The organism is Microbacterium sp. BLY (assembly GCF_017939615.1).
In the GTDB taxonomy this organism is placed as follows: domain Bacteria; phylum Actinomycetota; class Actinomycetes; order Actinomycetales; family Microbacteriaceae; genus Microbacterium.
Genome location: NZ_JAGKSR010000001.1, coordinates 271,819 through 283,340, shown reverse-complemented (window position 1 = coordinate 283,340; position 11,522 = coordinate 271,819). Strand labels below are relative to the sequence as shown.

At 72.3% G+C, this 11,522-nt stretch carries 16 protein-coding genes; 7 read left to right on the top strand and 9 right to left on the bottom strand.

Annotation, left to right across the window (positions count from 1 at the left end):
* The first annotated feature begins 2 nt into the window (after positions 1-2).
* Together KAF39_RS01515 and KAF39_RS01510 are read left to right on the top strand one after the other, a co-directional pair.
* Complete coding sequence (locus KAF39_RS01515) at positions 3-902, top strand: SDR family oxidoreductase (protein ID WP_210675641.1); 900 nt, start codon at positions 3-5, stop codon at positions 900-902.
* 59 nt (positions 903-961) lie between these two features.
* Positions 962-1,879 carry a DMT family transporter gene (locus tag KAF39_RS01510; protein WP_210675640.1) on the top strand — a complete coding sequence of 306 codons (918 nt, stop codon included), beginning with the start codon at positions 962-964 and terminating at the stop codon, positions 1,877-1,879.
* A 16-nt stretch (positions 1,880-1,895) separates the two neighbouring features.
* On the opposite strand, the gene KAF39_RS01505 is transcribed toward KAF39_RS01510, so the two are convergent.
* On the bottom strand, positions 1,896-2,660 hold the full coding sequence (locus KAF39_RS01505; RefSeq protein WP_210675639.1) for a membrane protein insertase YidC: 765 nt from the start codon (positions 2,658-2,660) through the stop codon (positions 1,896-1,898).
* Positions 2,661-2,723: 63 nt separating this feature from the next.
* Positions 2,724-2,996, bottom strand: a complete 273-nt coding sequence (locus KAF39_RS01500) for a DUF6412 domain-containing protein (protein ID WP_210675638.1) — start codon at positions 2,994-2,996, stop codon at positions 2,724-2,726.
* 91 nt (positions 2,997-3,087) lie between these two features.
* Between KAF39_RS01500 and KAF39_RS01495 the strand changes: the two genes are divergently transcribed.
* Genes KAF39_RS01495 through KAF39_RS01485 form a run of 3 tightly spaced genes read left to right on the top strand, consistent with a single transcriptional unit; the run spans position 3,088 to position 4,800 of the window.
* Positions 3,088-4,125, top strand: coding sequence for a nitronate monooxygenase family protein (locus KAF39_RS01495; protein ID WP_210675637.1), 1,038 nt, complete (start codon positions 3,088-3,090; stop codon positions 4,123-4,125).
* Between the two features lie 31 nt (positions 4,126-4,156).
* On the top strand, positions 4,157-4,414 hold the full coding sequence (locus KAF39_RS01490) for a type II toxin-antitoxin system Phd/YefM family antitoxin (RefSeq protein WP_210675636.1): 258 nt from the start codon (positions 4,157-4,159) through the stop codon (positions 4,412-4,414).
* On the top strand, positions 4,411-4,800 hold the full coding sequence (locus tag KAF39_RS01485; protein ID WP_210675635.1) for a type II toxin-antitoxin system VapC family toxin: 390 nt from the start codon (positions 4,411-4,413) through the stop codon (positions 4,798-4,800). Before KAF39_RS01490 ends, KAF39_RS01485 begins: the two co-directional genes overlap by 4 nt.
* Before the next feature lie 11 nt (positions 4,801-4,811).
* Here the strand turns inward: KAF39_RS01485 and purU are convergent, their stop codons facing one another.
* Positions 4,812-5,663 (bottom strand): formyltetrahydrofolate deformylase, encoded by an 852-nt coding sequence (purU, locus tag KAF39_RS01480; protein WP_210675634.1) that lies wholly within the window; start codon positions 5,661-5,663, stop codon positions 4,812-4,814.
* A gap of 83 nt (positions 5,664-5,746) precedes the next feature.
* Between purU and KAF39_RS01475 the strand changes: the two genes are divergently transcribed.
* Positions 5,747-6,961, top strand: a complete 1,215-nt coding sequence (locus tag KAF39_RS01475) for a cation:proton antiporter (RefSeq protein ID WP_210675633.1) — start codon at positions 5,747-5,749, stop codon at positions 6,959-6,961.
* The gene (locus KAF39_RS01470) at positions 6,958-7,428 is read left to right on the top strand and encodes a glutaminase (protein WP_210675632.1); all 471 of its coding nucleotides are present in this window, start codon (positions 6,958-6,960) and stop codon (positions 7,426-7,428) included. The genes KAF39_RS01475 and KAF39_RS01470 overlap by 4 nt, the downstream gene beginning before the upstream one ends.
* Positions 7,429-7,489: 61 nt before the next feature.
* On the opposite strand, the gene KAF39_RS01465 is transcribed toward KAF39_RS01470, so the two are convergent.
* The 6 genes from KAF39_RS01465 to KAF39_RS01440 all read right to left on the bottom strand — a co-directional run bounded on the left by KAF39_RS01465 (position 7,490) and on the right by KAF39_RS01440 (position 11,427).
* Positions 7,490-7,726 carry a hypothetical protein gene (locus tag KAF39_RS01465; RefSeq protein WP_210675631.1) on the bottom strand — a complete coding sequence of 79 codons (237 nt, stop codon included), beginning with the start codon at positions 7,724-7,726 and terminating at the stop codon, positions 7,490-7,492.
* On the bottom strand, positions 7,723-7,947 hold the full coding sequence (locus tag KAF39_RS01460; protein WP_210675630.1) for a hypothetical protein: 225 nt from the start codon (positions 7,945-7,947) through the stop codon (positions 7,723-7,725). The genes KAF39_RS01465 and KAF39_RS01460 overlap by 4 nt, the downstream gene beginning before the upstream one ends.
* A gap of 80 nt (positions 7,948-8,027) precedes the next feature.
* A complete protein-coding gene (locus KAF39_RS01455; protein ID WP_210675629.1) occupies positions 8,028-8,744 on the bottom strand; it encodes a GMP synthase in 717 nt (238 codons plus the stop codon).
* 40 nt (positions 8,745-8,784) lie between these two features.
* A complete protein-coding gene (locus KAF39_RS01450) occupies positions 8,785-9,534 on the bottom strand; it encodes a LysR substrate-binding domain-containing protein (protein WP_210675628.1) in 750 nt (249 codons plus the stop codon).
* Between the two features lie 10 nt (positions 9,535-9,544).
* Entirely contained in the window at positions 9,545-9,853 is a 309-nt protein-coding gene (locus KAF39_RS01445; RefSeq protein ID WP_210675627.1) for a hypothetical protein, read from the bottom strand.
* Positions 9,850-11,427, bottom strand: a complete 1,578-nt coding sequence (locus KAF39_RS01440) for a PspC domain-containing protein (protein WP_210675626.1) — start codon at positions 11,425-11,427, stop codon at positions 9,850-9,852. The genes KAF39_RS01445 and KAF39_RS01440 overlap by 4 nt, the downstream gene beginning before the upstream one ends.
* Positions 11,428-11,522: the final 95 nt, after the last annotated feature.

The following is an 11,522-nucleotide window of genomic DNA, read 5'->3' as shown; positions in this document are numbered from 1 at the left end:
ACATGACCGACACCACCCGCGACGGCGGCCTCACCGACCCGCGACACGCCCATCACGAGGACGGGTTCCCCGCGCAGAGCCAGGAACAGCCCGGGCTCACCGAGAAGACGACACCGGAACCCGACCACGGCGAGCAGTCCTACGTGGGTCATGGACGCCTCGAGGGCCGACGCGCCCTCATCACCGGCGGTGACTCCGGCATCGGCCGGGCCGTGGCGATCGCGTTCGCCCGGGAAGGCGCCGACGTCGCCATCGTGCACATGCCCGAGGAGCAGGCCGATGCCGAGGAGACGCTCGCACTCGTCCGTGAGGCCGGCCGCACCGGAGTGAGCATCCCCGGCGATGTCCGCGACGAGGCGTTCGCGACCGACGCCGTGCACCGGGCGCGGAACGAGCTGGGCGGACTCGACGTCCTCATGCTCAACGCCGCGTACCAGCACGACATCGACGGCTTCGAGAACCTCGACACCGAGAAGATGCGGCGCGTGTTCGACACGAACCTCGCCGGCCTCGTGTTCTCCGCACGCGCCGCCTTCCCCGACCTCGAGCCCGGCTCGAGCATCATCGTCACCTCCTCGGTGCAGTCGGCGCAGCCGTCGCCCAACCTCATCGACTACGCCATGACGAAGGCCGCGCAGGTCGCGTTCGTGAAGGCGCTCGCCGAGGAGGCCGGTCCGCGCGGTGTGCGCGTCAACGCCGTCGCCCCCGGTCCGATCTGGACGCCGCTGATCCCGGCCACCGGATGGGGGCCGGAGCGGTTGGAGACCTTCGGGCAGGACACCCCGCTCGGACGCGCGGGACAGCCCGCAGAACTCGCCGGAGCCTACGTCTACCTCGCCTCGGCGGAGTCGTCGTACGTGTCCGGTGCAGTCCTCGCGGTCACGGGCGGCAAGCCGCTCTGACCCCGACGAGGGCGGCGAGGGCGGCGGGGAGGCGGGACCCCGCCGCCTAAGCTTGTCCGGTGCAGAGACCAGCGACATCCGGCCCCCTCGTGGGCGTCGCGCTCGTCATCGGATCGTGCCTCTCGCTGCCGTTCGGCGCCGCTGTGGCCGCGCAGCTCTTCCCGGTGCTCGGGCCGTGGGGAGTGACGTCGCTCCGGGTGGCGATCGCGGCCCTGCTGCTGATCGTCATCGTACGGCCGCGGCCGCGCGGGTGGACCAGGGCGCAATGGCTCGCCGCCGTGCTCTTCGGGGTCTCGCTGGCCGCGATGAACGGGTTCTTCTACGCCGCTATCGACCGCATCCCGCTCGGCCCCGCCGTCGCGATCGAGTTCCTCGGCCCGCTCGTGCTCGCCGCCGTGCTGACCCGCCGTCTCGCCGACGCCGTCTGGGTGGGAGTGGCCCTTCTCGGCATGGCGCTGCTGGGGGTGGACGGCCTCGCCGGCGCCGAGGCCCTGGATCCGCTCGGGGTCCTGTTCATCCTCATCGCGGCCGGATTCTGGGCCATGTACATCCGGATGAGCGCCCGTGTCGGCGCCCTCATCCCCGGCAGCAGCGGCCTGGCGATGGGGCTCGTCGTCGCAGCGGTGCTCCTCATCCCGGTGGGCGTGCCGGCGGCGGCGACCGTGGCGGCCGATCCGCAGCTCCTCCTGCTCGCCGCGGTCACCGCCGTGCTGTCGTCCGTGATCCCGTACAGCTTCGAGCTCGCGGCGCTCCGCCGCCTCCCACAGCGGGTGTTCGGGGTGCTGCTGAGCCTCGAACCGGCGTTCGCGACCCTCGCGGGGTGGCTCATCCTCGGACAGGACGCCACCCCGCTGCGGGTGCTCGCCGTGGCGCTCGTGATCGCGGCGAGCGTGGGGACGACCCTCGGCGTGCGCCGGGACCGCCGGAATGACGGGCCCGCCGGACCGTTCACCGCCCCGATCCCGCTTCCCGACTGACGGCTCCGCTCCCGTCTCACACGCGGGTGGTGGCGGGCTGCGGCAGCGGGAACCGGCGCCGCAGGATCACCCGTTGCACGAGGGTCCACACCACCGTCACCGTGAGGTACAGCGCGGCGGCCAGCGGGACGAAGGCCGCGAACACCGCGGTGAGGTAGTGCAGCGCCGACATCATCCGGAGCACGCCGGGGGAGCTGAGGGGAGAGTCGTCCCCCTCGACGGGCACCGGGCGGAACACCCGCCGGGAGACCTCCGCCACGGCCACCATGACGGCCAGCAGCACTCCGAAGACCGCGAACGTCGCCGGGGTCGCGGTACCGCCGAACAGGGCCGACACGAGACTCGTGCCGAGCGGGGCGCCGAAGAGGTCGTGGGTGAGCAGTTCGTTCGGATGCCCGGCGATCTCCGGTCGCAGGAAAAGGGTGTAAAGCAGCCCGACGACCGGCGCCTGGGCGAGCACGGGCAGCATCCCGGCGAAGGGCGAGGTGTTCTCGGCCCGGTAGAGGGCCATCATCTCCTGCTGCAGGCGCTCCGGGTTCTTCCGGAGGCGCTGCTGCAGTGCGCGCAGCTGCGGAGCGAGGCGGGCGCTGGTCTGCTCGGCTCTTGCCTGCGAGATGCCGACGGGGATGAGGAGGGCGCGCACGAGAAGGGTCACGAGGATCACGGCGAGGGCGGCGGCGGAGGCGCCGGCGAGGGGCTCGAGAAGGGTGGAGAGGCCGTTCAGGGCGGCGTAGGCGGCGTCCAGGAGCGCGGCGAGGGGAGGGAAGGCGAAGATGTCCACGGGATGTCCGTTCGATGAGGTCGGGAAGGGTCGGCGAAGGCCGCGCGGTCCCGGTCGGACGGACTACGCGGCGGTCGCTGCTCCCGGCGCTCGCGGACGAGGGTGTCCGGCGGCATCCGGATCGCTCTGCGGGAGGAGCGTTCCGACATCGATCGCCCGCAACGGGTGCGGGGCGTCGGCAGAGGCCTGGTGGCGCACGCTCAGCACGACGGCCAGCGTGAGGACGGTGACGGCGAGCAGCGCGATGGCGAGGCCGAGCGCGGCGGCATCCGGCATCGTCACGAGGCCGATCGCGGCCGCGACGAAGCCGAGCATCTGCCCGAACCACTCGCTCATGCCGCGAGCTTACCCCGTTCGAATCGCCCGAACGGCTGCGTCGGGCCCCGGATGGCGCCAGTCGGGCGATTCGAAGGCGTACCGTCGGGGTATGGCGACAGAACTTCTGGGAGTCGAGCAGCCGATCGTGCTGGGGCCGTTCGGAGGCAACTCATCCGTGGCGCTGACGGCGGCGGTGAGTCAAGCCGGCGGACTCGGATCGTACGGGCTGTACGGCTACGACGGCGACCGGATCCGCGCTGTCGGGGCCGAGCTGCGCCGCGCCACCGACCGGCCCTTCGCCCTGAACATCTGGCTGCCGCTGGGGGACGAGGTCGCGCCGAACCCGCAGCACGCGGTGTTCGCGCAGGCGCTGGAGCCGTTCTACGAGGCCGTCGGGGTTCCGGTGCCGGCCCGGCCCGAGCGCTACGTCCCCGAGTTCGACGAACAGCTCGACGCGATCTGGGAGGTCGCCCCGGCGGTGCTGAGCGTCGTGTTCGGGGTGCCGTCCGCCGCTCTCGTCGCCGAAGCGCGCGACCGCGGCATCCGGGTCGTCGGCACCGCCACCACCGTCGCCGAGGCGGTCGCGCTCGCCGAGGCCGGAGTCGATGCGGTCGTCGCCTCGGGAGCCGAGGCGGCCGGGCACCGCGTGTCGTTCCTGCGCCCCGCAGCGGAGTCGCTCGTCGGCACGATCGCGCTCGTGCCGCAGGTCGTGGACGCGGTCGACGTGCCGGTCATCGCCGCCGGCGGGATCGCGGACCGCCGCGGCGTCGCTGCGGCCTTCGCCCTCGGGGCCTCCGGCGTGCAGGTGGGCACGGCGTTCCTCGCGACGGCCGAGTCGGCCGCGACGGCAGCGCACCGCGATGCCATCCGGACCACTGCCGCCGACGAGACCGTGCTGACCAGGGCGATGAGCGGACGCCTCGCCCGGGGAGCACGCAACCGCGCCGTGCGGGCGATCGAGGCGAGCGGCACGATCGCCCCGTTCCCCATGCAGAACTGGCTCACCGGACGCTTCCGCACGCCCGCCGGGGAGCAGAACCTCGGCGAGCTGCAGTCGCTCTGGATGGGGCAGGCGGCTCCTCTCGCCCGCGGGACGACCGCCGTCGATGTCTTCGCGGAGCTCGCGGCTGGTGTCCCCGGCCGGTGACGAACGCCATGTTTCTGGCTAGAATGGCGTCATGTCCACGCAGAACGTCCTGGAGGCGCGCAACAACCTCTCGCGCCTGATCGCCGAGTCCCAGGCGGGGGAGGACGTCGTCATCACGAAGCGCGGGACTCCGGTCGCCCGCCTGGTCCCCATCGGGCCCGTCGACGCGGTGCGGAGCGGGCGCCTCCTCGTCGAGTGGATCGACGAGCATCCGCTTCCGCCCCGGCTCGCTCGGACCGCCGAGGAGCTGGATGCCCGGATCGACGAGAACCGGGACGCCTGGGAATGATCTATCTCGACTCGTGCATCCTCATCTGTGCGGTGGAGGACGCCGGCCCGAGAGGCGACGCGGTGCGGCGGGCCCTCCGCGAGGTGGATGTCGCGGTGGCCTCCAGTGCGCTGGCGCTCCACGAGTGCCTCGTGCTGCCCGCGCGCGAGCGCAATCCGGAGCTGCGCGACCGGTACCTGGCTCTCTTCGAGCGGATGGAGACCGTCGCACTCGATGCGGCCGCGTTCATCCGGTCGGCCGAGCTCCGGGCCGACTTCGGGCTGAAGACCCCTGACGCGCTGCACCTCGCCGCCGCCCAGCTGTCCGGGTGCACGGAGCTGTGGACGAACGACAAGCGCCTCGCAGCCGCGTCGCACGGGCTCGCCGTGGACATCCTCGACCGCTGAGCGGCGGAGGGCTACAGGATGACGGTCGAGCGGCCGTGCACGATCACACGGTCCTCGGCATGCCACTGCACGGCCCGGGCGAGGACCAGGCGCTCCACGTCGGCGCCCCGGCTCTGCAGCTCGGCCGCGGACTCGGAGTGCGTGACCCGCGTGACGTCCTGTTCGATGATCGGGCCCTCGTCGAGGTCTGCGGTGGCGTAGTGCGCCGTCGCGCCGATCAGCTTCACGCCGCGCTCCTTCGCCCGCGCGTACGGGTTCGCGCCGATGAACGCGGGCAGGAACGAGTGGTGGATGTTGATGACCGGAGCCTCGAGCCGCGTGATGAAGTCGTCGCTGAGGATCTGCATGTACCGGGCGAGCACGACGAGGTCGACATTGCCGCGGAGGAGGTCGAGCTGGCGCTGCTCCATCGCCTGCTTGTCCGTCGAGGGGATGTGCACGAACGGGACGCCGAACGAGCGGACCGCCTCGGCGAGGTCGGGGTGGTTCGAGACGACCATGGTGATGTCGATGTCCAGCTGTCCGCGCTGCGTGCGCCACAGCAGCTCCATGAGGCAGTGGTCGTACTTCGAGACGAAGATCGCGACGCGCTTGCGGCGGGCGACGTCGTGCAGCGACCACTCCATGCCGAAGCGCTCGGCGACCGTCGCGATGTCGGCTTCCAGCGCGGGACGCGCGGCGGCCAGCCCGTCGAGGTGGATGACGGTGCGCTGGAAGAACCGGCCTCCCTCGGAGTCGGTCGAATGCTGGTCGAGCGAGATGATGTTCGCCCCGTGCTGGGCGAGCACGCCGGCGACCGCGGCGACGATGCCGGGCTGATCGTCGCAGGCGATCAGCAGTCGGGCGGTATCGGGCTGGGTCATGGCTGCTCCTCGGGGTGTGCATCGATTCTGCCGTGAAGCGCGGGTGGGGAGCGAATCGCGGGCGTCGTCGCTACCCTGAGACCGTGGATGCGAGCGACGTCGGGCTGGTGCTGATCCCGCTGCTGGCGGTGGCCGCGCCACTTCTCGCCCGCGGGGTGCGTCCGCTCGTCCGGGTGCCGATCGTCGTCTTCGAGCTCGTCCTCGGCATCCTCGTCGGGCCGGCGCTGCTGGGCTGGGTGGAACCGGGACCGGTGCTGGAGAAGCTCAGCGACTTCGGCCTCGCCGTGCTGTTCTTCATCGCCGGTTCGGAGATCGACTTCCGTCAGGTGTCGGGGAGGCCGCTCGTCCGGGCGTCGCTCGGCTGGCTGCTCAGCGTGCTGCTGGGCATCGGCCTCGGGTTCTTCTTCGCCCCCGGCGAGGGCATGGTCGTGATCGGCATCGCCCTCAGCTCGACGGCCCTCGGCACCCTCATGCCGATCCTTCGTGACGCGAAGGAGCTGGACACCCCGTTCGGGCACGCCATCAGCACGATCGGCGCGGTCGGGGAGTTCCTGCCGCTCATCGCGATCTCGATCTTCCTCAGCACCCGCGCGACGCCGCTCGCGACCGCGGTGCTGCTGACCTTCGTCGTCCTGGCCGGGCTCGCCGTCCTCCTCGCCCGCCGCATGCCGCACGGGCGCCTGCACGGCTTGGTGCGCGCGACGCTGCACACCTCCGACCAGTTCGGGGTGCGGTTCGTCATCCTCCTCATCGCCGCGCTGGTCGGTCTCAGCGTGATGCTGGATCTGGACATGCTGCTCGGCGCCTTCGTCGCCGGTGCGATCTGGCGCATCATCATGGCGCGCGCACCGGAGAAGGACGCGGAGGACGTCGAGAGCAAGATCGAGGGCATCGCCTTCGGGTTCCTCGTCCCGGTGTTCTTCGTCTACACCGGCGTGACGTTCGACCTGGAGGCGCTGCTGGCGTCCCCCTCCGCGATGTCGCTGGTGCCGGTGTTCCTGCTGGCGCTCCTGGTGATCCGCGGATCGGCCGCTCAGCTCTCGGCGCCGACCGGCGCGAGCCGCCGAGACCGGGCCGCGCTCGGTCTGCTCGCCGCCACCGGCCTGCCGATCATCGTGGCCGTCACGGCGATCGGCGTGGACCAGGACATGCTCGACTCCGGGACCGCGGCCGCCCTCGTCGGGGCGGGCATGCTGTCGGTGCTCCTGTATCCGCTGATCGGGATGACCCTTCACGGCGATCGCGCGCAGGTCGCCGGTCCGCGCCTCGCCGACCAGACCACGCTGGGGGAACTGTGACCACCGCTTCCGCGTTGCTGACGCGCGCCGTGCAGGAGCTCGCCGGCGCTCCCCAGGAGGGGCTCGGCGAGGAGAAGGACTCGCGCTGGCGCGGGCGTCGGATCGTCCGTGTCGGCGAGGCCTGGCACCTGGGCGTGCTCCTGCTCACGGACACACATGCGCTGGCGACGGCGGAGGTGCTGCGTGCCGCCGACCCCGGACGGCGGGGATACACCGCCGAGTCGGCGCGGGCACGGGCCGAGCGTCGCGCGCTGGCCCTCCGCGGCGGCTTCGGAGAGGGCGATGTCGTGCACGTCGGCTGGAGTGTGATCGACGTCGACGCGGTCGACGCCGGCGGTACCTCCGGTCCTCTCGCGCTCGTCGACGGCGTGCCGTCCGTGCGCTGGAGTCAGGCGGGCGGGTTCATGCCGCTGGAGGCCTACCTGCGCGAGCGCATCCCGCTGCTCCGCGGCGACGCGCCGTCCTGATCTCAGCCGACGCTCCCGGGACCCGAACACCAGCCCGCCCAGCCGGCGATGCCATTCCTGGCTAGTCCGTCGGCGGAGCGTTGTGACGCAACCAGTGCGCACGGTTCTTCTTGTACTCCCGCATCATGTACAGATACCAGGCCACCGCCGGCGCGGCCCCGATGATCCCGAGCGCGCCCATCCACTGTGGATGCATCACTGACAGTGCGACCGCTGCGGCGAGCACGATGAAGACCGCGATGGTGGCGATGAGATGCCCCACCGGTCGTGTCACCGTGTGGAACCAGGGATCTTTCATCGGCACGGCCCTCCAGAGTCAGCGTCCACCCACCAGTACAGCGTGCTACCGTCGCCCTGGACTTCGACCGCGGCACCCGCGCCGAAGTCGTAGTCGAACACCTCCGTCTGGCTTACGTCGGTGATCACAGTACTGATGCGAGTGGCGTCTTCCTCGGCCGACACGTTTACGGACGGCACCTGTGCGTCGCCCGGATATGTCACCGTTCCATCTTCACTCACCACGGGGTGCATACTTCATGCCCTTCGAGGACATCCCCGCATTCTGCCGTCGACGGCAGCCTCTGCGACCCGGGTATGGCTCAGCCGAAGAGCTCGGCGAAGCGGCGGAGCAGGGCGGCGCCCTCGGTGACGGAGGCCGCGAGCACCTGCTGCTGCACCGCGTCGAACCGGTCGGGATCGAAGTAGCCCGTGGTGCGGTAGAACGTCATGCGGTCGGCGAAGTCGCGCGGCGTCGGCTCGGGGTGGAACTGGGCGGCGTACAGGTGGGTGCCCACGCGGTAGGCCTGCACGGGGCACGTCGCGTTGGTGGCGAGCAGGACGGCCCCGGGCGGGGTCGCCGCGGCACTCTCCTTGTGCGCGGTGAACACCGTGAGCGCGGGGCCGGAGGGGCCGAACACGGGATCGACCGCGCCGTCGGGCGTCGTATCGATGACCGTCGCGCTCGCCGGCTCCGGCATGGTCGTCACGACCTCGCCGCCGAGGAGCCGGGTGAGCACCCCGATGCTGAAGCAGGTGAAGAACGCGGCGATCCGCTGCTCCGCGGCCGCGCGGGCGAGCGTCTCCAGGTCGGCTTCCACGCGTCGCTGCACCGGGGTCTTCTCGACATCCGTGACGTTGAACGGGGAGCCGCCGATGACGACCCCGCGGTATCGATCCAGGTGGGCCGCGGTCAGCGGCTCGTGGAGCAGGTCGAGACGATCGACCACGTCGACTCCGAGCGCCCGCCGGAACGAGGCGTGCTCGGCATCCGCCGCCCCGGTCTCGGGTCGCACGCAGACGTAGAGAAGCGAGGCCATCAGGCGATTCTAACGAGGGGGCGGACCGGCTCCCGCCCGCTCAGCGGGACGAGTTCGCGGTGCGGCCACGGACGATCCCGACGAACGTCTCCACATCCGGCGTCGTGCGGGCACGGGGCCAGGCGAGGGCGACCGTCGAGACCGGACCGTCGGCCAGGATGCGGTGATCCACGTCCTTCCGGTGGTGCAGACGGGCGAGCGACATGGGCACGATGACTACGCCCACCCCGGTCGCCGCGGTGGCGATCGCGTCGGCCGTGGACAGCGGTCCGACGCGGGCAGGGGCGGTGCCCGGAAGGTCCAGCGGTCCGAGCACATCGTCGGAGAGCGGGAGTACCACTTCGCCGTCGAGGTCGGCCGCCGTCAGCTCATCGGCGGCGAGGAGGTGGGAGTCGGTCGACGCGACCACCACCGGGACCTCGTCGTAGAGCGCGATCACGTGCAGGGCGTCGTCGGTGAGCGGCAGCCGCACGAGGGCGGCGTCGAGATCGTCCAGGGCGTCGCGCTGGGCGGCGACCTCGACGGGGACGAGCTCGAGGCTCACGTGGGGCAGACGCCGCTTCCAGGTGTCGATCCACTTTCCGGGCGTCGCCCCGGGTACGGCGCCGAGGCGGAAGGTGCGCGGCTCCTCCGGCGCAGGGGCCGGGGCGTCGAACACCACCTTCTCGGCGCGGGGCGTGCGGCGGGGTGCCGCGGCCGCCTGGCGAGAGCCGCCGCCCGTGGTGCGGCCCCGGCGGGCGGGGGAGCCCTTGCCGGAGCCCTTCGCGGGTCGTCGTCCCTGGTGTGCCATGGGGTCCAGGCTACTCGGCGGCGTCGACGGGATCGGCCGGGGCGTCGACGGGATCGGCCGGGGCGTCGGTGGATGAGCGCCGCTGGGCATGCCGGAGCAGTCCGGCCAGCCCGCCCACGAGCAGCAGCGCTCCCGCGGTGAGGAGCACGATCGTGAGGAGGGTGGCCGGGGTCATCGTCCCGATCGCCTCGGCCAGCGCGTCGCGACGGCCGCCGTCCGTGAGGAACCACAGGAATCCCGCGGCGATCGCGGCGAACGTGACGCCCCAGATGATGGATGCCCAGCGCACGCGGGGTGCGGTCATGGTGTCGGTGCTCATTCCTGGCCCTCCTCGGGGTCCTGCAGGGTCACGACGATCACGCCGCTCGCCTGCTCGATCGTCACGGGCTGGATGGTTCTCGGAGAACCGGTGCCGACGGAGATGTTCTCGCTGAGCACGTTCTCGTCGCCGCGCGGCGTGGGGGTGTAGGTGCCGGTGTTCATGACCGTCGGGTCGTCCGGATCGATCTGGATCCAGCTCACCTCCACGTCGTCGCCGACGGTGCCGCGCAACTGCAGCTGGACCCCGGCGTCGACCAAGATCTCGGTCCGCCCCGAGCCCTTCTCGATCTCGATCGGGCGGGGACCGCCGTCGTGCGGGTAGAGCTCGAGGTACAGGTCGCCGAACGGCTGCCGGACCTGCGCCTCCTGATTGTTGGTGAGCGAGGCGTACCCCAGGGTGACGCCGGGCATGGTCGACAGGAACCCGGTGACGAGTCCGGCGGCGAGCGTCACGACCGTGGCGAACGCGAGGGCGCCGCTGCGCCGACGGAGTGCGCCGGCCAGGATCATCGACAGTGCCAGCACGAGCGCGCCGGACAGCAGCCCGAGCGCGCCCCCCAGGCCCTCGCCCACCGCGAGCCCCACCCCGGCGCCGACGACGATCGCGAGTCCGAGGGCGGCGATCACGAACGCGAAGCCGGCGCGCGGGTTCGAGGCACGACGCAGGCGCCGGCGCTCCGCGGCCGCGGCGGCGAACTCGGCCGCCTCGGCCTGCCGCTCCCGGCGCAGCTGATCGCGGGCGGCGCGCTCCGCATCCTGCTGCTGACGGCGCCACGCCTGGTCCTGCTCCTTCCAGGCCGCGTGCTGCACCCGCCAGGCCTCGAGGGCCACCGGGTCCTGCGTGCCGGGCGGCAGCGGCGCGGGAGGCACGGGGATGGCGAGGACGTCGGTGGCGACGTTCGCGGCGAGCGGCGCGACGGGAACCGTCGGAGCCGTCTCCGGCGTCGTCGGCGCCGGAGGAGTGGCGTCCGCCCCCGTGGCGGGACCCGAACCCGCGAGGGGGGCGGACGCGGCCGGGGCCGCCGGATCTGCGGAAGCCCCCGGCAGATCCGGCGCGGAAGCGCCCGGGGTGCGGCGCGCGGCACGCACGATGAGGAAGAGCAGAGCGGCGGCGAGGATGAGGCCCACCACCCAGGTGAACGTCGACAGCGCCGACCAGCCGTCGTAGCCGAGACCGAAGAGGCGCCCGGTGAGCGGGGCCGTCGGGAAGAGGCCGATCACCGCCATCGCCAGGATGCCGAGCTGCACCGGGTCGTACCGGCGCTGCAGCAGGTCGCGCAGATGCACCCGGCCATCGACATCGGGCAGCACGGCCCAGGCGAGCGCGTACAGGAACAGGGCGGGGAGGCCGAACAGGGCCGCCACGACGAGGATGCCCCGGACGATCAGCGGGTCGATGCGCAGCCGGATCGCGATGCCGGCGGCCACGCCGCCCAGCCACCCGTCCGTGCGCACGACGCCCAGACCGGCGACCCACAGCAGGAAGCGCTCGGCCCCGCGGGGGGCGCGAGGAGCGCCCGGCGTCGGCGCGGCGGGCTCGGCGGGCGGGGGCGGGGCGGTCGGAATCGTCATGAGTCGATCCTCCCGGTCGGCGGCGCAGCGATGCCATGGGGGGATCCCCTGAGCGCACCCTGATTCCCGCCCTGGGAGGTCCCCCCATCGCGACG